At 67.6% G+C, this 17,546-nt stretch carries 22 protein-coding genes; 10 read left to right on the top strand and 12 right to left on the bottom strand.

The window, feature by feature from the left end:
- Position 1: 1 nt before the first annotated feature.
- The 10 genes from rapZ to HNO51_RS13265 form a co-directional block, all read right to left on the bottom strand.
- Positions 2-922 (bottom strand): RNase adapter RapZ, encoded by a 921-nt coding sequence (gene rapZ, locus HNO51_RS13310; protein WP_197447812.1) that lies wholly within the window; start codon positions 920-922, stop codon positions 2-4.
- 45 nt (positions 923-967) lie between these two features.
- Positions 968-1,438 carry a PTS IIA-like nitrogen regulatory protein PtsN gene (ptsN, locus tag HNO51_RS13305; RefSeq protein ID WP_197447811.1) on the bottom strand — a complete coding sequence of 157 codons (471 nt, stop codon included), beginning with the start codon at positions 1,436-1,438 and terminating at the stop codon, positions 968-970.
- A 6-nt stretch (positions 1,439-1,444) separates the two neighbouring features.
- A complete protein-coding gene (hpf, locus tag HNO51_RS13300; RefSeq protein ID WP_197447810.1) occupies positions 1,445-1,753 on the bottom strand; it encodes a ribosome hibernation-promoting factor, HPF/YfiA family in 309 nt (102 codons plus the stop codon).
- Positions 1,754-1,861: 108 nt separating this feature from the next.
- A complete protein-coding gene (locus tag HNO51_RS13295) occupies positions 1,862-3,289 on the bottom strand; it encodes an RNA polymerase factor sigma-54 (RefSeq protein ID WP_197447809.1) in 1,428 nt (475 codons plus the stop codon).
- A gap of 158 nt (positions 3,290-3,447) precedes the next feature.
- The gene (gene lptB / locus HNO51_RS13290; protein WP_197451046.1) at positions 3,448-4,173 is read right to left on the bottom strand and encodes an LPS export ABC transporter ATP-binding protein; all 726 of its coding nucleotides are present in this window, start codon (positions 4,171-4,173) and stop codon (positions 3,448-3,450) included.
- 7 nt (positions 4,174-4,180) lie between these two features.
- Entirely contained in the window at positions 4,181-4,720 is a 540-nt protein-coding gene (lptA, locus tag HNO51_RS13285) for a lipopolysaccharide transport periplasmic protein LptA (protein WP_197447808.1), read from the bottom strand.
- Complete coding sequence (lptC, locus tag HNO51_RS13280; protein ID WP_197447807.1) at positions 4,717-5,337, bottom strand: LPS export ABC transporter periplasmic protein LptC; 621 nt, start codon at positions 5,335-5,337, stop codon at positions 4,717-4,719. The genes lptA and lptC overlap by 4 nt, the downstream gene beginning before the upstream one ends.
- 12 nt (positions 5,338-5,349) lie before the next feature.
- Entirely contained in the window at positions 5,350-5,907 is a 558-nt protein-coding gene (locus HNO51_RS13275; RefSeq protein ID WP_197447806.1) for a KdsC family phosphatase, read from the bottom strand.
- Positions 5,908-5,931: 24 nt separating this feature from the next.
- The gene (locus tag HNO51_RS13270; RefSeq protein ID WP_234283456.1) at positions 5,932-6,945 is read right to left on the bottom strand and encodes a KpsF/GutQ family sugar-phosphate isomerase; all 1,014 of its coding nucleotides are present in this window, start codon (positions 6,943-6,945) and stop codon (positions 5,932-5,934) included.
- Positions 6,946-6,977: 32 nt separating this feature from the next.
- Entirely contained in the window at positions 6,978-7,922 is a 945-nt protein-coding gene (locus HNO51_RS13265; protein WP_197447805.1) for a calcium/sodium antiporter, read from the bottom strand.
- Positions 7,923-8,062: 140 nt separating this feature from the next.
- Between HNO51_RS13265 and HNO51_RS13260 the strand changes: the two genes are divergently transcribed.
- The 9 genes from HNO51_RS13260 to hisD all read left to right on the top strand — a co-directional run bounded on the left by HNO51_RS13260 (position 8,063) and on the right by hisD (position 14,948).
- Positions 8,063-8,875 (top strand): ABC transporter ATP-binding protein, encoded by an 813-nt coding sequence (locus HNO51_RS13260; protein ID WP_197447804.1) that lies wholly within the window; start codon positions 8,063-8,065, stop codon positions 8,873-8,875.
- On the top strand, positions 8,872-9,657 hold the full coding sequence (mlaE, locus tag HNO51_RS13255) for a lipid asymmetry maintenance ABC transporter permease subunit MlaE (RefSeq protein ID WP_197447803.1): 786 nt from the start codon (positions 8,872-8,874) through the stop codon (positions 9,655-9,657). The genes HNO51_RS13260 and mlaE overlap by 4 nt, the downstream gene beginning before the upstream one ends.
- A 37-nt stretch (positions 9,658-9,694) precedes the next feature.
- On the top strand, positions 9,695-10,159 hold the full coding sequence (gene mlaD, locus HNO51_RS13250; RefSeq protein WP_197447802.1) for an outer membrane lipid asymmetry maintenance protein MlaD: 465 nt from the start codon (positions 9,695-9,697) through the stop codon (positions 10,157-10,159).
- 37 nt (positions 10,160-10,196) lie between these two features.
- Positions 10,197-10,859 (top strand): MlaC/ttg2D family ABC transporter substrate-binding protein, encoded by a 663-nt coding sequence (locus HNO51_RS13245; RefSeq protein WP_197447801.1) that lies wholly within the window; start codon positions 10,197-10,199, stop codon positions 10,857-10,859.
- Positions 10,856-11,188, top strand: coding sequence for an STAS domain-containing protein (locus tag HNO51_RS13240; RefSeq protein ID WP_209537629.1), 333 nt, complete (start codon positions 10,856-10,858; stop codon positions 11,186-11,188). Before HNO51_RS13245 ends, HNO51_RS13240 begins: the two co-directional genes overlap by 4 nt.
- 133 nt (positions 11,189-11,321) lie before the next feature.
- Positions 11,322-11,591, top strand: coding sequence for a BolA family protein (locus tag HNO51_RS13235; RefSeq protein ID WP_197447799.1), 270 nt, complete (start codon positions 11,322-11,324; stop codon positions 11,589-11,591).
- A 13-nt stretch (positions 11,592-11,604) separates the two neighbouring features.
- The gene (gene murA / locus HNO51_RS13230; protein WP_197447798.1) at positions 11,605-12,867 is read left to right on the top strand and encodes a UDP-N-acetylglucosamine 1-carboxyvinyltransferase; all 1,263 of its coding nucleotides are present in this window, start codon (positions 11,605-11,607) and stop codon (positions 12,865-12,867) included.
- 42 nt (positions 12,868-12,909) lie between these two features.
- Positions 12,910-13,572: an ATP phosphoribosyltransferase gene (gene hisG / locus HNO51_RS13225; protein ID WP_197447797.1), complete on the top strand. Its 663-nt coding sequence runs from the start codon at positions 12,910-12,912 to the stop codon at positions 13,570-13,572.
- A 53-nt stretch (positions 13,573-13,625) separates the two neighbouring features.
- Positions 13,626-14,948: a histidinol dehydrogenase gene (hisD, locus tag HNO51_RS13220; RefSeq protein ID WP_197447796.1), complete on the top strand. Its 1,323-nt coding sequence runs from the start codon at positions 13,626-13,628 to the stop codon at positions 14,946-14,948.
- 15 nt (positions 14,949-14,963) lie between these two features.
- Here the strand turns inward: hisD and HNO51_RS13215 are convergent, their stop codons facing one another.
- Positions 14,964-16,169 (bottom strand): Do family serine endopeptidase, encoded by a 1,206-nt coding sequence (locus HNO51_RS13215; RefSeq protein ID WP_197447795.1) that lies wholly within the window; start codon positions 16,167-16,169, stop codon positions 14,964-14,966.
- A gap of 101 nt (positions 16,170-16,270) precedes the next feature.
- Here HNO51_RS13215 and HNO51_RS13210 point away from each other — a divergent pair, with 101 nt between their 5' ends.
- Positions 16,271-17,032, top strand: a complete 762-nt coding sequence (locus tag HNO51_RS13210; RefSeq protein ID WP_197447794.1) for a Nif3-like dinuclear metal center hexameric protein — start codon at positions 16,271-16,273, stop codon at positions 17,030-17,032.
- Positions 17,033-17,058: 26 nt separating this feature from the next.
- Here the strand turns inward: HNO51_RS13210 and HNO51_RS13205 are convergent, their stop codons facing one another.
- On the bottom strand, positions 17,059-17,508 hold the full coding sequence (locus tag HNO51_RS13205) for a Z-ring associated ZapG family protein (protein WP_197447793.1): 450 nt from the start codon (positions 17,506-17,508) through the stop codon (positions 17,059-17,061).
- Positions 17,509-17,546: the final 38 nt, after the last annotated feature.

The following is a 17,546-nucleotide window of genomic DNA, read 5'->3' as shown; positions in this document are numbered from 1 at the left end:
CTCAGGTTTCCTTGCGTTCGGAGGTCTCTACGGTCACGTCCCGGGTGGCGGTGACCGGGGTGTGGATGCCGAGCTCCCGGTGACGCAGGCGCACGTCCGGCTGCTGCCGGGCCAGGTGCTTGGCGAGGCGCTCCGCCAGGTACACCGAACGGTGCTGGCCGCCGGTGCAGCCGATGGCGACGGTCAGGTAGCTGCGGTGGGTATCGCGGTAGGCCGGTAGCCAGCGCTCGACCCAGGCGATGATGTCGTCGAGCATCTGCTGGACCAGAGGATACTGTTCGAGGAACTCCACGATGCAGGGCTCCCTGCCGGTGGCCGAGCGCAATCGCGGGTCCCAGTAGGGGTTAGGCAGGCAGCGCGCGTCGAAGACGATATCGGCATCGAGCGGTACGCCGCCCTTGAAGCCGAACGACTCCACCGTCAGGGTCAACTGGTCGGCGCGATGGCTGGCCACCTGTTCGGTGATACGCCCGCGCAGGTCATGCACCGACAGCCGCGAGGTGTCGATGATCAGGTCCGCCAGGTTGCGAATGTCGCTCAGCGTGGCGTCTTCCGACTCGATGGCCTCGTTCAGGGTCATGTCCCGGCCGCGGGTCAGGGGGTGACGCCGTCGGGTCGCGGAGTAGCGTTCGAGGAGAATGCGGGCATCGGTGGTCAGGTAGATGACCTGGCAGTCGACCTGCTTGTTGCGCAGCTCCTCCAGCAGGCGCGGGAAGCGCTCCAGGGCGTGGGGGAGGTTGCGCGCATCGATGCTGACGGCGATGGAGGTCTGGATCGTGGGCGAGCTGCGTAGCTCATCCACCAGCGAGCCGAGCAGCATCGCCGGAAGGTTGTCGATGGCGTAGTAACCGATGTCCTCGAGCGCCTGCAGTGCGATCGACTTGCCGGAGCCGGAACGGCCGCTGATGATCACAAGCTGCATGAGGAATCTCCTGATCAGGGGCTGGCCGTACGGCGAGGGAAGCGGTCAGGCCGAGGACTGTCGTCGTATCGCTTCGACGAGACGCTCGTGGAGTTCACGCTGGCTCGTGCACTTGCGCAGCCGGGCGCGCGTCTCGGCGTCGTTCATGACGCTGGCTACTTGGCTCAGCAGCGACAGGTGCGTATCGTCGGCCTCTTCGGGCACCAGCAGCACGAACACCAGGTCGACCGGCTCGCCGTCGATGGCGTCGAAGTCGATGGGTTCGGCCAGCTTGAGAAAGGCGGCCACGGGGCTGTGGCAGTGGGGGCTGCGGGCATGAGGAATGGCCACGCCGTTGCCGATACCGGTGCTGCCCAGCCGCTCGCGCCCGACCAGTCTACCGAAGACCTCCTGGCTGTCGAGGCTCGGGGTGTTCTGCGCGATGAAGGTGCTGAAGAACTCCAGCACCCTCTTCTTGCTGCCTCCCGGAACGTCGAACAGAGCGCGTTCCGGGGGCAGGATGGTTTCCAGTGTCATGGCAACTCAGCGAACGCCGGCGCCCTGGGCGCGAGCCTGGGCCTTTTCCTTGTGTTTGACCAGTTGACGATCGAGCTTGTCGGTCAGCGCATCGATGGCGGCGTACATGTCCTGATCGGAAGCTTCGGCATGCAGATCGGCGCCGGCGGCATGCAGCGTGCAGGCGGCCTGCTGGCGCTCCTTCTCGATCGAGAGCGTGACCTGCACGTTGGTGATGTTGTCGTAATGTCGCTGGACGCGGTTCAGCTTCTCGCTCACGTAGTCACGCAGTGAATCGGTCAGCTCAACATGATGGCCGGTGATGTTGACTTGCATGACAAGCTCCTTCGTCCTTCGGGTGGTAGCTCGATTGTAACCCTTTTTCCTGCCCTGCATACCCCCTCGGGCGGCGGGATTGCCCGGGGTCAACATCACGTCGCGGGGTCAACGAAAACGCTTGCGCTCGCTCGATGAGGGGATGCCCAAGGCTTCGCGATACTTGGCCACCGTGCGGCGGGCGACCTGGATGCCATCCTCGGCCAGCAGATCCACCAGGCGGCTGTCGGAGAGCGGCTTGCGGGGCGGCTCGTCGGCGATGAGCTTGCGGATGCGGGCACGGATCGCGGTGCTGGAGTGGACGTCCCCGTCGCCGCTTCCGCCGACATGGCTGGAGAAGAAGTACTTCAGCTCGAAGACGCCTCGCGGAGTATGGATGAACTTCTGCGTCGTCACCCGCGAGATGGTCGATTCGTGCATCTCGACGGCCTGGGCGATGTCGGCCAGCACCAGCGGCTTCATGCCTTCCTCGCCCTGCTCGAGAAACTCGATCTGGCGCGCCATGATCTCCCGTCCCACCCGCAGAAGCGTGTCGTTGCGGCTGGCCAGGCTCTTTATCAGCCAGCGGGCCTCCTGCAGGTGATCCTTGAGGAACTGGTTGTCCTGGCTCTTGTCCGCACGCCGCACCAGGGCGACGTAGTCGGGCTGGATGCGCAGGCGCGGCAGGGCCTCGGCGTTGAGTTCCACGCGCCAGCCCGATTCGTCGTGATAGGCGACGAGGTCCGGGGTGACGTAGCTGCTGCCGACCTCGGCAAAGTCGCTGCCGGGGCGGGGATCCAGCGAGCGAACCAGGGCGATGACCTGGTCCAGCGACTCGTCGTCGAGACCCAGGCGACGCTTGAGCAGGCGGCGGTCGTCGGCAGCCAGCGCCTCGAGGAACTGGCGCACGAGACGGCGGGTCTGGGGCAGCAGTGGGGTATCATCGGGCAGCGCCGCCAGCTGCAGCATCAGGCACTCGCGCAGGTCGCGGGCGAACACGCCGGTGGGCTCGAACTGCTGCAATCGCAGCAGGACCTGCTCGACCTCCCGGGTGGGCAACCCCTCCAGGCCCTGACGGCGCAGGCCGTCGCGTATTTCCTCCAGGGGGTGGGCCAGGTAGCCGGCGGCGTCCACGGCGTCGATCAGGCTCTCGGCGATGAGGCGCTGGCGGTCGTTCAGGTCGGTCATCGCCAGCTGCCAGATCAGATGGCCGGCGAGGGTCTGCGCCGAGGCTTGGCGCTCGAAGTCCGGCCCCTCGCCGGTGGCGGCGCCTGAGCCGGAGCCCGTGCCGTGGTCGGGGTAGGTGTCCGTCCAGTCGCTGTCGGTGGAGAGTTCGCTGGGTATCTCGCTGGCCCAGTCGTCGCTCGGGGTTTCGCTGACGGCCTGTTCGCCGAAGCCGTCGTCGAGTTCCAGCATGGGGTTGGATTCCAGCGCCTGCTGGATCTCCTGGCGTAGGTCGAGGGTCGAGAGCTGCAGCAGGGCTATGGCCTGTTGCAGCTGGGGGGTCATGGTCAGCTGAGTGCCGACACGTAATTGCAGGGACGCTTTCATGGCCATGAGGGTAAGGCGCTCATCTGCCGGAAAAGCTCTACCCTAGACGGGTAGCCCATGACTTGCAAGAGAAATGGCTGCAATATGCATGCCAGTGAAAGTTTTTATCCCTGATTAGAATGTTTTAATGCGTCCCAGGTGCTTGCATAATGCAGTGGAGTGCGCTACAGGCGAAAGTCCTCGCCGAGATAGACCTCTCGCACCCGCTTGTTGGCCAGAATGGCCTCGGCGTTTCCATCGGCAATGATCTGGCCGTCGCCGACGATGTAGGCCGAGTCGCAGATGTCGAGGGTTTCACGGACGTTGTGGTCGGTGATCAACACCCCGATGTCGCGCGCCTTGAGCTGGCGGATGATGCCCTTGATCTCGCCCACCGAGATCGGGTCGACCCCGGCGAAGGGTTCATCGAGCAGGATGAAGGCCGGTTCGGTGGCCAGCGCCCGGGCGATCTCGACGCGGCGCCGTTCGCCGCCGGACAGGCTCATGCCCAGGTTGTCGCGGATGTGGGTGACGTGGAAATCTTCCAGCAGCTGCTCGAGCCTCTCCTGTCGCCCGCGGCGGTCGAGATCCCGGCGCGTCTCGAGGATGGCCATGATGTTGTCGGCTACCGACAGCTTGCGAAAGATCGATGCCTCCTGGGGCAGGTAGCCGATACCCGCCCGAGCCCGTTCGTGCATGGCGCTGTGCGAGAGGTCCCGGTCGTCGATGTGCACTTCACCGGCATCGGCCTTGACCAGACCGACGATCATGTAGAACGACGTGGTCTTGCCGGCCCCGTTGGGCCCGAGCAGGCCGACCACGCGGCCCTGCTCGATGGTGAGGCTGATGTCGTGGACCACGCGGCGACGCTTGTAGCTCTTGGCCAGGTGGCGGGCGTGCAGGGTCTTCATCGACATGTCAGCGCTCCGGCTGCAGGGTCATGCGAATGCGCTGGCTGCCTTCGACGCCCTCGCTCTGGGAGCGTGCCTGCACCACGCGGCGGTCGAGGAAGTACTCGAGGTAGCCGCCGTCGAAGGTGTCGCCGCCCTGGTGCAGCTCGGCGCGGTCGATCAGTTCCACACGGCGCTCGGCGACATGGTAGACAATGGTACGCCCCCAGCCGCGAACCACGGGTTGCTCGGGGTCGGGCTGCTGCTCGATGTAGGCGCGCTCGCCGCGGGCCGTGGCGCGCGAGAGTTCGCCGGCCGCATTGCGCTGAAACTCGACGCGGTCGCCGGTGAGTCGCATGCTGCCCTGGCGAATGTCGACATCGCCGGTGTAGACCGCGGTGCCGGCGCGATCGTCGAGGTCGAGCCGGTCGGCCTCGACCTCGATGGGCTGCTCGGCGTCGCGCTGCTGCGCCATGGCCGGCCCGATACTCGCCAGGCCGATCAGCGTCACGCTGGCCAGTGCCAGGGTGAATGGCCTGCGGAGGGTCGGGAGCCTGCATCGCTTCATGGCGTGAAATCCTCTAGGTTGACGGCGTCGGCTTGTCCCGACTGGGTGCCTTCCGGGACATGGTGGCCGCGCACATTGTCGGTCAAACGTGCCCGATTGTCATGAATCCAGGCGTCGAAGCGCTCGCCGCGCATGTGCTGGGGGGGTTGCTGCAGCAGGGCGGGCGTGTCGCTCCAGGCATGACCCACGTTGGCGTCGAAGTGCAGGGTCTCGGTGTCGAGCTGCCAGCGCTCCTCGGGCGCGAACAGCCGGGCGTCGCCCGAGAGCGTCAGCGGATTGCCGCCCGGGCCGAGACGGCCTTCCTCACCGCTCGCCTCCCAGCGCCGGTTGTCGCGGTCGATCAGATGGGCCAGGGGCGTGACGGCACGGGTGACGTCGTCATGGGGGGTGTGGACGAGTCGCGGGCTCTCCAGGCGCTGATGCGCCAGACCGGTGGCGTCGAAGCGGGTCAGCTGCGCCTGCTCCAGGTAATAGTCGGGTTCGCCGGCCTCGTCGGTGGGGACCGGGCCGGGGGCCGGGGCCTGCCAGGGATCCAGCCAGGCGATCAGGCCGCCGAGGATCACCAGCAGCAGGAACAGCCAGACACGAAACGAGGGGCGTGGCAACCGACGCAGCATGTTCGCTCGGCCTCAGCGCTTGCCGTGGAGGTAGGTATCGACCAGCGCGTCGCGATGCCCTTGGGCCTCGAGCAGCAGGTCGCAGATCTCGCGCACCGCGCCGTGTCCCCCGCTGCGTTCGGTGACGTAGTCGGCCACGTCGCGGATGTAGGGCGGGGTGTTGGGGACGGTGATGCCGATGCCGGCACGCTGGATGGCGGCCAGGTCGGGTAGGTCGTCGCCGCAGTAGGCCACCTGTTCGAGCTCGATGCCCCGCCGCGTGCACAGCTCGCGCAGGGTGGCGAGCTTGTCCTCGCAGCTCTGGTAGACGTGATCGATACCCAGGGCGGCGGCGCGGTGGCTGACCATGGGCGATTCGCGTCCGGTCAGGAAGGCTACCTGCAGGCCGGCCCGCCGCAGCAGCTTGAGGCCCAGGCCGTCCTGGGTGTGAAATGCCTTGATTTCGACGCCGTCGGCCTGGAAATAGAGGCGGCCGTCGGTGAGTACGCCGTCCACGTCCAGCGCCAGCAGGCGAACCTTGCGCAGGCGGTCGACAAGATGCGGATCGAGAGTGGAGGTGGCCAGAGCCATGGGCTTTCCTTGGTCGGGATGAGGTCAGATCACGCCGCTTCGCAGCAGATCGTGCATGTGCAGGGCACCGATCGGGTGGCCCGCTTCGTCGACGACGGCCAGCGCCGTTATCAGGTTGTCTTCCATCATGCGTACCGCTTCGGCCGCCAGCACGTCGGGGGCGATGCGCTTGCCGGGCCGGGTCATGACATCGTCCACCGTCAGCTGGCTAAGGTCCTGATACTGGTCGAGCGTGCGGCGCAGGTCGCCGTCGGTATAGACACCGATCAGCCGATTGTGCTCATCGACGACGCAGGTGAAGCCGAGCCCCTGCCGGGTGATCTCGAGCAGGGCGTCGCGCAAGGGGCTGCCCAGCGGCACGCTCGGCAGTCGCTCGCCCTGGTGCATCAGGTCGCTGACGCGCAGCAGCAGCCGCTTGCCAAGACTGCCGCCGGGGTGCGAGAGGGCGAAGTCCTCGGCGGTGAAGCCGCGCGCCTCGAGCAGGGCCACGGCCAGCGCATCGCCCAGCGCCAGCGCGGCGGTGGTCGAAGCCGTTGGCGCCAAGTCGAGGGGGCAGGCCTCGCGTTCGACGCCGGCATCGAGGTGGGCGTCGGCGTGGCGGGCCAGCGTCGAGTCGGGGCGCCCGGTCATGCTGATCAGCGGCGTGCCGATGCGCTTGAGCAGCGGCAGCAGTGCGGTGACCTCGGCGGTCTCGCCGGAGTTCGACAAGGCCAGCACCACGTCGCCTGGGGTGATCATGCCGAGGTCGCCGTGGCTGGCCTCGCCGGGGTGCACGAAGAACGACGGCGTGCCGGTGCTGGCAAGTGTGGCGGCGATCTTGCCGGCGACATGGCCCGACTTGCCCATGCCGGTCACCACCACGCGGCCCTGGCAGGCGAGCATCAGCTCGCAGGCGCGGTCGAAGTGGCTGTCGAGCCGCTCGAGGAGTGCCGCGATGGCTTGCTCCTCGATCCTGAGGGTGCGTCGAGCGCTCTCCCTCAGCGGCGTGATGCCCGGGGCGGCGCTGTCGGGGGGTGCGGTGGAATCGTCTGAGCTCATGGCGATGATTGTTGCCCGATGGGAGGTTTCACTCAAGTGGCCCCGCCGCTGACGCCGAGCCAGACCAGGTAGGCGGCGTAAGTGGTCAGGAAGGCACCGCCGACGAGGCGGCCGAGCCGGCCCTGGCGCTGCCACAGCAGCAGGATGGCCAGGGCCAGCGTCAGCAGCAGCATGACGCGATAGTCGCGTCCCGCGGCGTCCGGGTGGGGGGCGCCGGGGGCGATGAGCGCCGGAATCGGCAGCACCGCGAGAAGATTGAACAGGTTGGAGCCGATCACGTTGCCGATGGCCAGGTCGTGGTGGCGCTTGAGTGCGCTGGCTACGCAGGCAGCCAGTTCCGGCAGGCTGGTACCCACCGCGACCACGGTCAGGCCGATCACCAGTTCGCTGATGCCGAGGCCGCGCGCCAGCTCGCTGGCCCCCCACACCAGGGCGCGGGAGCTCAGTGACAGCAGCAGCAGGGTGACGACCAGCCAGGAGAGTGCGCGCTTGAGCGTCATGTCGGGTATCTCGCCGGCCGGGTTGGCATCGGGCGTATCGGCGCGAATCAGCCACCACAGGCTGAAGACCATCAGCAGCAGCAGGACCAAGCCATCGAAGTGTCCCAGCACGCCGTTGGCCAGCGCATAGCCGGTGATCCCGGTCGCGCCGAGCAACAGGGGCAGCTCGCGACGCACCAGCGAGAAGGGCACCGGGACGGGGCGCGCCAGCGCCGTCGCGCCCAGCACCAGCCCGATGTTGGCGATGTTGGAGCCCAGCGCGTTGCCGATGGCCAGGTCGGGAAGGCCGTCCAGAGCCGCGAACAGCGCCACCACCATCTCGGGCGCCGAGGTGCCCAGCGCCACCACGGTCATGCCGACGAGCATCGCGCTCAGGCCGGTGCGGCTGGCCGTGGCGGCCGCGGCATTGACGAAACGGTCGGCGCTCCAGGTGAGGCCGGCAAGGCCGAGGGCGACGGCGACGAAAGCGATCAGCATGGCAACGGATCAGGGTGGCAAGTGAGGCCGCACATTAGACGTCTTCAGCGGTTCGGGTGCAAGCGACGCCGTGGCTCGGGCTGGCGTCGGGCAGAGCAGTTAGGATACGATGTTCGATAATTTTTCCTGGACCTTGCGGCATGATCGATTCCCCCTTCGTGGAGGTGGAGAGGCTGCGTTTCTCGCGCGGTGAAAAGACCATCTTCGACGGCGTCGAGCTGCGGATCCCCCGTGGCCGGATCACGGCCATCATGGGCCCCAGCGGCACGGGCAAGACGACGCTGCTCAAGCTGATCGGCGGGCAGCTGGTTCCCGACGCCGGTAGAGTCCTGATCGCCGGTCAGGACGTGCACGCGCTGTCGCGCAAGGCGCTGTTCACCCTGCGTCGGCGCATGGGCATGCTGTTCCAGAGCGGCGCGCTGTTCTCCGACCTCAGCGTGTTCGAGAACGTGGCCTTCCCGCTGCGTGTGCATACCGATCTGCCCCAGGCGATGATTCGCGACCTGGTGCTGATGAAGCTGCAGGCGGTGGGGCTGCGTGGGGCGCGCGAACTGATGCCGGCGGAGCTGTCGGGCGGCATGGCGCGGCGCGTCGCGCTGGCCCGGGCGATTGCGCTCGACCCTGACCTGGTGCTCTACGACGAGCCGTTCGTGGGCCAGGACCCGATCTCCAAGGGCGTGCTGGTACAGCTGATCAAGAAGCTCAACGAGGCGCTCGGACTGACCTCCATCGTGGTTTCGCACGATATTCAGGAGACCCTGTCGATTGCGGACTATGTCTACGTCATCGCCGACGGGCGGGTCATGGCGCACGGTACGCCGGGGAGTCTCGACATCGACGACGACCCGCGCGTCAGTCAGTTCGTGCACGGCGAGCCGGACGGCCCGGTGCCCTTCCACTATCCGGCGCCGGACTACTTCCGCGACATCCTCAACCTGGAGGGGCGGCCATGATCATCGGGCGCATCATGCGCCTCGGGCGCGGCGGCTGCGACGTGCTCGAGGCCCTGGGGAGGGCGGGGCTGTTCCTCGTCCAGTCCTCCATCGGCATCCCGTCCCGCGAAGGCTGCTACCTGTGGCTACGGCAGATGCACTTCGTCGGCGTGCTGTCGCTGGCGATCGTGCTGGTGTCGGGGCTGTTCATCGGCATGGTGCTGGCGCTACAGGGCTACACCATCCTGGTCGACTTCGGCGCCGAGCAGGCGCTGGGGCAGATGGTGGCGCTGTCGCTGCTGCGTGAGCTGTCGCCGGTAGTGGCGGCGCTGCTGTTTGCCGGGCGTGCCGGCTCGGCGCTGACCGCCGAGATCGGCCTGATGAAGGCCACCGAGCAGCTCACCAGCATGGAGATGATCGGCGTCGATCCGCTGCGCCGGGTGGTGGCGCCGCGTCTGTGGGCAGGCTTCGTGGCGCTGCCAATGCTCACCGTCGGCTTCAGCGTGGTTGGCATCTACGGCGGCTATCTGGTCGGCGTCGAGTGGCTGGGCGTGTTCGAGGGCTCCTACTGGAGCAGCATGCAAGCCAGCGTCGATTTCATCGCCGACGTCGGCAACGGCATGGTCAAGAGTCTGGTGTTCGCCCTGGTGGTGACCTGGATCGCGGTGTTCCAGGGGTACGACCTGGTACCCACCTCGGAGGGCATCTCGCGTGCCACCACGCGCACCGTGGTCTACTCCTCGCTGGCGGTGCTGGGGCTCGATTTCGTGCTCACCGCGCTGATGTTCGGAGGGTTTTCCTGATGCTCGGTAAATACCTATCGCTTACTGGAGAGGCAGGATGAAGCGCAGCAAGACAATGGAGCTGGGCGTCGGGCTGTTCATGCTGGCCGGCATACTGGGGTTGCTGGTCCTGGGGCTGCGGGTCAGCGGGTTGACCTTCACGGTGCCGGACGACACCTTCCGCCTGGAGGCCAACTTCGCCAACATCGGCGGCCTCAAGCCGCGTGCCCGCGTCACCATGTCGGGCGTCACGGTAGGGCGCGTCACCGCGGTCGAGCTGGATACCGAATGGTACGATGCCCGGGTCGTCCTCGAACTCGACGCCGAGCTGGAGGGTCGCCTGCCGCGCGACACCACGGCGGCCATCCTCACCTCGGGCCTGCTGGGCGAGCAGTACGTCGGGCTGACGGTCGGCGGGGACCCCGAGACGCTGAGCGCTGGCGATACCATCCGCGATACCCAGTCCGCCCTGGTGTTGGAAGAACTGATCCAGCAGTTCGTGTCCAATATGGTCAATGACTGAGCCACACCCTTGTCACCGTTTCACTAGAGGTCGAACCATGAGTCAGATGACGCTATCCCTCGCCCCGTTTCGCCGCCTGGTAGCCGGCCTGACCCTGGTCCTGGTCAGCCTGTCGGCGGTGGCGGCGCCGGAACGCGATCCCGAGCAGGTCATACGTGACAGCATTGACGGGCTGATGGGACAGATCGATGGGCGCAAGGAGTACTACGCCAGCAATATCAACGAACTCAAGTCGCTGGTCGACGACAGCCTCGACGACATCGCCGACTTCCGCTACATCGGCGCCAGCGTGATGGGGCGCTACTTCCAGAACGCCTCTCCCCGGCAGCGTTCGCAGTTCGTCGACGTCTTCCGCCAGACCCTGATCGATACCTATACCAAGGGGCTGGTGACCTTCGATTATCGTGAGCTGCGCGTACTGGAGAGTCGGCGAGCGTCGCGCCACGAGGACCAGGCTTCCGTGGCCATGGAAGTGGTAGCCATGGACGGTACGGTCTATCCGGTCAGCTACACGCTGCGCCTGAGCGATGGCCAGTGGAAGGTGGTCAACGTCATCGTCAACGGTATCAACCTGGGGCTGACTTTCCGCAACCAGTTCGACCAGGCCATGCGCGACCACGGCCGTGACTACGATGCGGTGATCGCCAACTGGTCGCCGGAGATCGCCACCGAGGAGCTCGAGGAAGGCGGCCGCTCATGAGCCGGCTGCTCGAGCGTGGCGGTGTGCGGCTGGAAACCGGCCCGCAGGGGCTGGCCGTCAGCGGCGATGTCGACTTCGAGATTGCCGCGCCGCTGGCGGAGGCGGGTCGTGCCTGGCTCGCCGACCAGGCCGCCGGGGCTCGCGTGGTGCTCGACCTTGGCGGGGTCGAGCAGGTCAGCAGTGCCGCGCTCAGCGTGCTGCTCGAGTGGGCGCGCCAGGCACGCGCGGCCGGTGTCGAGATCGACCAGGTCAAACTCTCGACGCCGCTGGCGCGGCTGACCCGGGTGGCCGGGCTCGACGCGCTGCTGCCGCTCGCCGGCGAGGCCTGATCCCCACCGCCAGGCCCGGTTCCGGCATCGCCAAGTGCGATGCTTTTCTTTACCATGTAGGGATTCTGGTTTCCGGCGGCGGCCTTCATGGGGCCGCGGCCGCTCCATTCGTCCCACAGGAGTTCCGTTTTTCATGCAACCCAGTGACGTCAAGGCGCTGCTCGAGGCGCGCCTCGAGGACTGCGATTTCTATATCCAGGGCGAAGGCTGCAACTTCCAGGTCATTGCCGTGGGCGATGTCTTCGACGGCCTGTCGCCGGTCAAGCGGCAGCAGCTGATCTATGGGGCTCTCGCCGAAGAGATTGCCTCGGGTGCCGTGCATGCCGTCAGCCTCAAGACCTACACCCCGGCGCAGTGGGCTAGCGCGCCGGAGAACGCGGCTTCACCTGGCCAGGGCGCCTGACGGTCGAGCATTCATGGACAAGTTGATCATTACCGGCAACGGCCCCGTCGACGGCGAGGTCTGGGCCAGCGGCGCCAAGAACGCGGCATTGCCCATCCTGTGTGCCACCCTGCTGGCCGACGCGCCGGTGACCATCGGCAACCTGCCGCATCTCCAGGACATCACCACCACGCTGGAGCTGCTGGGTCGCATGGGCGTGGAGCCGGTGATGGGCGAGAAGATGACCATCCAGCTCGACGGTTCCCAGGTGCGGGACTGCCACGCCCCCTACGAGCTGGTCAAGAAGATGCGCGCCTCGATCCTGGTGCTGGGGCCCCTGCTGGCACACTTCGGCCATGCCGACGTGTCGCTCCCGGGCGGCTGCGCCATCGGTTCGCGGCCGGTGGACCTCCATATCCGCGGGCTCGAGGCCATGGGCGCGGAGATACGCGTCGAGGGTGGCTATATCCGTGCCCGCGTCGACGGTCGGCTCAAGGGCGCCACCATCTTCTTCGACACCGTCACCGTCACTGGGACCGAGAACCTGCTGATGGCCGCGACCCTGGCGGAAGGCACCACGATCCTGGAGAACGCCGCCCGCGAGCCCGAGGTGGTGGACCTGGCCGAGTGCCTGATCAAGATGGGCGCGAAGATCCGCGGCCACGGCAGCAACAACATCGTCATCGAGGGCGTCGAGCAGCTGCATGGCGCCTATCACGACGTCATGCCCGACCGCATCGAGACCGGCACCTTCCTGGTGGCCGCCGCACTGTCGCGCGGTCGCGTGCGGGTCCGCAATACCCGCGCCGACATTCTCGAGGCGGTACTGGCCAAGCTCGAGGAGGCCGGTGCCAAGGTCACCGTAGGCGACGGCTGGATCGAGCTGGACATGGAGGGGCGGCGCCCGCGTCCGGTCAACATACGCACCGCGCCTTACCCGGGCTTCCCCACCGACATGCAGGCCCAGTTCGTGGCCCTCAACGCCGTGGCGGACGGCTCCTCCCATGTGGTCGAGACGATTTTCGAGAATCGCTTCATGCACGTGCAGGAGCTGAATCGCATGGGAGCGCAGGTGGCGCTGGAGGGCAATACCGCCATGATCACCGGGGTCGAGCGGCTCTCCGGTGCTCCGGTCATGGCCACCGACCTGCGCGCTTCGGCCTCGCTGGTCATCGCGGCGATGATGGCCGAGGGGGAGACCCTGGTCGACCGCATCTATCACATCGACCGCGGCTACGAGTGCATTGAAGAAAAGCTGCAACTGCTGGGCGCCCGGATTCGTCGCATTCCCGGCTGAGCGGGCTGGCGGCGCCCGCGGTTTCCGACCATAGGCGAGACCATGAGCAAGCAACTGATTCTGGCCCTGTCGAAGGGCCGCATCCTCGACGAGACCCTGCCGCTGCTGGCGGATGCCGGGATCGTGCCGGCCGAGGACCTGGGCAAGAGCCGCAAGCTGCTCTTCGATACCAACCTCGACGACGTCAAGCTGGTCGTGATTCGCGCCACCGACGTGCCGACCTACGTACAGCTGGGCGCCGCCGACCTGGGCGTGGCGGGCAAGGACGTGCTGCTCGAGCACGGCGCCGAGGGGCTCTATGAGCCGCTGGACCTCGAGATCGCCAAGTGCAAGCTGATGACCGCCGGTATCGACGGGGCCGCGGCGGCGCGGGCCCGGCGCCGGGTGGCGACCAAGTTCGTCAACGTGGCGCGGCGCTACTACGCCGAGCAGGGCATCCAGGCCGAAGTGATCAAGCTCTACGGGGCCATGGAGCTGGCGCCGCTGATGAACCTGGCCGACGAGATCGTCGACATCGTCGACACCGGCAATACCCTGCGCGCCAACGGCATGTCGCCGCGAGAGCTGATCGCGCCGATCAGTACCCGCCTGGTGGTCAACAAGGCGGCGATGACCATGAAGCACGAACGCCTCAAGCCGCTGATCGCACGCCTCGCCGAGGCGGTGGCGCGTCGGCGAGCGCATGCCGAGGCGCCGGCTCGGTAGCCATGCGATTCGGTACCCGCAACGAAACCATTCATCAGGAGGCGCAGGCGATGATGAGCGAACCCCCCGTCGAAACCGTCGACATTTCCCGGCTGTCGACCGAGGCTGCCGACTTCGAGTCGCGCCTGGAGGCGCTGCTGGCCTGGGAGGGCGTGTCGGACGCCGAGGTTCAGGCGCGTGTCGCGGAGATCATCGCAGCGGTTCGTGAGCGCGGCGATGCCGCCCTGATCGAGTACACGGGGCGCTTCGACCGGCTGAAGGTGACCGCCATGAGCGAGCTCACCCTGGGGGCGGCGCGGCTGGAGCAGGCCTTCCACGGTCTGCCCGCGGAACAGCGTGACGCCCTGGCCCAGGCCGCCGAGCGCATTCGGCTCTACCACGAGCGTCAGAAGCCGGCGTCATGGTCCTACGTCGAGGAGGACGGCAGTGTGCTCGGCCAGCAGGTCACGCCGCTGGACCGGGCCGGCATCTACGTGCCGGGCGGCAAGGCCGCCTACCCCTCCTCGGTGCTGATGAACGCCATTCCTGCCCACGTGGCCGGCGTGCGCGAGATCGTCATGGTGGTGCCGACGCCCGATGGGGTGCTCAACGAGCTGGTGCTGGCCGCCGCCCACCTCGCCGGGGTGGATCACGTCTTCACCATCGGTGGCGCCCAGGCGGTGGCAGCGCTGGCCTACGGCACCGAGAGCGTGCCGCGGGTCGACAAGATTGTCGGGCCCGGCAACATCTACGTGGCGACCGCCAAGCGCGCGGTATTCGGCCAGGTGGGCATCGACATGATCGCCGGCCCCTCCGAGATCCTGGTGGTGTCGGACGGCGGTACCGATCCCGAGTGGCTGGCCATGGACCTGTTCTCCCAGGCCGAGCACGACGAGGACGCCCAGGCGCTGCTGGTCAGCTGGGACGCGCGCCACCTGGCCGAGGTCGAGGCGGCGATCGCCCGTCTGCTGCCGACGCTGGAGCGCGAGGCGATCGTGCGCCAGTCGCTGGCGCGACGCGGTGCCCTGATCCGCTGCCGGGATCGCGCCGAGGCAGTGACGCTGATCAACCGCATCGCGCCTGAGCACCTCGAGCTCTCCCTGGCCGATCCGCACGCGCTGCTGCCGGAGGTGCGCCATGCTGGGGCCATCTTCATGGGGCGCTACACGGCCGAAGCGCTGGGCGACTACTGTGCCGGCCCCAACCACGTGCTGCCGACCTCCGGCACGGCGCGTTTCTCCTCGCCGCTGGGCGTCTATGACTTCCAGAAGCGCTCATCGCTCATCCACTGCTCCGAAGCGGGAGCATCGGCGCTGGGCAGGGTGGCCTCGGTGCTGGCGCGCGGCGAGTCGCTGACGGCCCATGCCCGCTCCGCCGAGTACCGCATCAAGGAGTAGGAGGGGCGCCGCTCCTCAGCGTTCGGGTCGTCGGCTCGGCGGCAGCGGGCGTTCGCCCACCTCCAGGTCGACGGTGAAGGTCTCGCCGCTGCGCACCAGCGTCAAGGGAAGCGTGGCCCCGGGCTCGATGGCGGCGATGTCGCTCATCGCGGCACGCGCATCGAGGATGGGGCGCCCGTCGACCTCCAGCAGCACGTCGCCCGGGCGCAGGCCGGCGCGGGCGGCGGGCCCGTCCGGCACCACCGCGGAGATGACCACGCCGCGCGGCGCCTGCAACCCGAAGGAGGCCGCCAGGTCCTGGGTCATCTCCTGCGCCTCGATGCCCAGCCAGCCGCGGATCACGCGCCCCTGGGTCACCAGATCCTCCAGGATGGTGCGCGCCAGGCGGGTAGGGATGGCGAAGCCGACCCCCTGGGAGCCGCCAGAGCGGGAGAAGATGGCGGTGTTGATTCCCACCAGCGAGCCTTCGGCGTTGATCAAGGCGCCGCCGGAGTTGCCCGGGTTGATGGCGGCGTCGGTCTGGATGAAATCCTCGTAGGCACTCAGCCCCAGGTGGCTGCGCCCCGTGGCGCTGATGATGCCCATGGTGACGGTCTGGCCGACGCCGAAGGGGTTGCCGATGGCCATGGCAATGTCGCCCACCACCACGTCCTCGGTATCGGCGAGATGAATCACCGGCAGTTGCTCCAGGTCGATGCGCAGCACGGCCAGGTCGCTCTCGGGGTCGGTGCCGATCACCTCCGCCAGCGTTTCCCTGCCGTCACGCAAGGCCACCTGGATCTCGTCGGCGCCATCGATGACGTGATGGTTGGTCAGCACGTAGCCGTCCTCACTGACGATGACCCCAGAGCCCAGGCTCGACAGCAGGCGCTGCTGGGTTGGCAGGTCGTCGGCGAAGAACTGGCGGAAGAACGGGTCCGACATCAGCGGATGCTCCTCGCGCGCCACGACCCGCGACGAGTAGATGTTGACCACGGCCGGTGCGGCCTTCTCGACTGCGGTCGAATAGCTGACCGGCCCCTGCTGGCGCGCCAGGGGAGAGGCCTGCTGAAGCTCGGGGGAGGGGCGCGACACCGTCACCTCCGGGTCCGGCGCGGGTTGGGAGGAGGTGTCCGGGGTCGACGGGGCCCGCAGTAGCTGCGGAAAGGTGTTCAGCAGGACGATGGCCAGCAGCACGCCGATGAGGACGGGCAGGGCATAGGCAATGAGAGAACGACGCATGCGGCGCTTCCTGGTCGGCGGGAAGTCGATGGTGTCCCGCTCAGTCGTTACAATGGGGCCGATTGTAACATCGACACCGAAGCGCTGTCCGGGAGGCAGGGATGATTTTGCGAACCGAGCTGGTGCGGGCCTGCGATACGTTGCTGAACGTCACCGCGTTCAAGGACTATACCGTCAATGGGCTGCAGGTGGCGGGGCGAGACGAGGTGCGCCGCGTGATGAGTGGGGTGACCGCCTGCCAGGCGCTGCTCGACGAGGCGGTGGCGTGGCGGGCGGACCTGCTGCTCGTCCACCACGGCTACTTCTGGAAGAACGAGCCGGTGGCGATCACCGGCATCAAGCAGCGACGCATCCGCACGCTGTTGCTCCACGACATCAATCTGCTGGCCTACCACCTGCCGCTCGATGCCCACGCCGAGCTCGGCAACAACGCCGAACTCGGCCGTCGTCTCGGGTGGCGTGTGGAAGGTTGTGCCGACGGCGAGCTCGGCCAGGGGCTGGTGTGGCTCGGCAGCCTGCCCGAGGCCGCATCGCCTGCGGCCCTGGCGCGTGATGTGGGGGAGCGTCTGGGGCGCGAGCCGCTGCTCGTCGAGGCACCCGGTGGCGGAGCGGTACGCCGCGTGGCGTGGTGCACCGGTGGGGCGCAGGACATGATCGTCCAGGCCTGGGAGGCCGGTGCCGAGGCGTTTATCTCGGGCGAGATCTCAGAGCGCACCACGCATCTGGCCCGGGAGCTCGGCATCCACTACCTGGCGGCGGGCCACCATGCCACCGAGCGCTACGGAGTCCAGGCGCTGGGGGGCTGGCTCGAGCGGGAGTACGGTGTCGAGCATCGCTTCGTGGATATCGACAATCCGGCCTGAGGGGCGCGCCCGGCGGACGCGGGCGCTCAGTAGCGCGGCGGCTGCGGGGTCTCGCTCTTCTCGCCGCTGGACTTGAGGCCGAAATCCTCCGACAGGGTGCCGCCGGAGCCGTCGGCGTAGTCGCGCGGCGCCGGTATGTCGTCCTCGCTGCCGGTCAGGGCGGGCTGGTCGGCCGCCTTCAGCTGACGGTCGTGGCGGGGTTCGCAGTGCAACGTGCTGGCATCCTCGGTGAGGCGATGCTCGAGGGTGCGCATCTCACGCTGGATATTGCCCACCATCATGCCCACCTGGGTGAAATGCTCGTTCATGCCCTCCCGCATCACGCTGAGTTCGCGCTCGCGCTCGGCCACCTGGCGACGCAGCTTCTGCTGCTGCGTGGCCGAGGCGCCGAGCATGCGGTGGCCGATGACACCGATGCCAAGGCCGGCCAGCAGGCTGACGATGGCCACGATCCAGTTCACATTGCCGTAGTCCACGAAGTTCTCCTGATACTGATACACACCGGGGCCGTGCC

The sequence above is a fragment of the Billgrantia sulfidoxydans genome, assembly GCF_017868775.1.
Classification (GTDB): Bacteria; Pseudomonadota; Gammaproteobacteria; order Pseudomonadales; family Halomonadaceae; genus Halomonas; species Halomonas sulfidoxydans.
This window is presented reverse-complemented; position numbering and strand designations above follow the sequence as displayed.

Coding starts and splice junctions, on each gene's coding strand:
- rapZ (WP_197447812.1), bottom strand. CDS start 922: ATGCAGCTTGTGATCATCAGCGGCCGTTCCGGCTCCGGCAAGTCGATC.
- ptsN (WP_197447811.1), bottom strand. CDS start 1,438: ATGACACTGGAAACCATCCTGCCCCCGGAACGCGCTCTGTTCGACGTT.
- hpf (WP_197447810.1), bottom strand. CDS start 1,753: ATGCAAGTCAACATCACCGGCCATCATGTTGAGCTGACCGATTCACTG.
- HNO51_RS13295 (WP_197447809.1), bottom strand. CDS start 3,289: ATGGCCATGAAAGCGTCCCTGCAATTACGTGTCGGCACTCAGCTGACC.
- lptB (WP_197451046.1), bottom strand. CDS start 4,173: ATGAAGACCCTGCACGCCCGCCACCTGGCCAAGAGCTACAAGCGTCGC.
- lptA (WP_197447808.1), bottom strand. CDS start 4,720: ATGAAGCGATGCAGGCTCCCGACCCTCCGCAGGCCATTCACCCTGGCA.
- lptC (WP_197447807.1), bottom strand. CDS start 5,337: ATGCTGCGTCGGTTGCCACGCCCCTCGTTTCGTGTCTGGCTGTTCCTG.
- HNO51_RS13275 (WP_197447806.1), bottom strand. CDS start 5,907: ATGGCTCTGGCCACCTCCACTCTCGATCCGCATCTTGTCGACCGCCTG.
- HNO51_RS13270 (WP_234283456.1), bottom strand. CDS start 6,945: ATGAGCTCAGACGATTCCACCGCACCCCCCGACAGCGCCGCCCCGGGC.
- HNO51_RS13265 (WP_197447805.1), bottom strand. CDS start 7,922: ATGCTGATCGCTTTCGTCGCCGTCGCCCTCGGCCTTGCCGGCCTCACC.
- HNO51_RS13260 (WP_197447804.1), top strand. CDS start 8,063: ATGATCGATTCCCCCTTCGTGGAGGTGGAGAGGCTGCGTTTCTCGCGC.
- mlaE (WP_197447803.1), top strand. CDS start 8,872: ATGATCATCGGGCGCATCATGCGCCTCGGGCGCGGCGGCTGCGACGTG.
- mlaD (WP_197447802.1), top strand. CDS start 9,695: ATGAAGCGCAGCAAGACAATGGAGCTGGGCGTCGGGCTGTTCATGCTG.
- HNO51_RS13245 (WP_197447801.1), top strand. CDS start 10,197: ATGAGTCAGATGACGCTATCCCTCGCCCCGTTTCGCCGCCTGGTAGCC.
- HNO51_RS13240 (WP_209537629.1), top strand. CDS start 10,856: ATGAGCCGGCTGCTCGAGCGTGGCGGTGTGCGGCTGGAAACCGGCCCG.
- HNO51_RS13235 (WP_197447799.1), top strand. CDS start 11,322: ATGCAACCCAGTGACGTCAAGGCGCTGCTCGAGGCGCGCCTCGAGGAC.
- murA (WP_197447798.1), top strand. CDS start 11,605: ATGGACAAGTTGATCATTACCGGCAACGGCCCCGTCGACGGCGAGGTC.
- hisG (WP_197447797.1), top strand. CDS start 12,910: ATGAGCAAGCAACTGATTCTGGCCCTGTCGAAGGGCCGCATCCTCGAC.
- hisD (WP_197447796.1), top strand. CDS start 13,626: ATGAGCGAACCCCCCGTCGAAACCGTCGACATTTCCCGGCTGTCGACC.
- HNO51_RS13215 (WP_197447795.1), bottom strand. CDS start 16,169: ATGCGTCGTTCTCTCATTGCCTATGCCCTGCCCGTCCTCATCGGCGTG.
- HNO51_RS13210 (WP_197447794.1), top strand. CDS start 16,271: ATGATTTTGCGAACCGAGCTGGTGCGGGCCTGCGATACGTTGCTGAAC.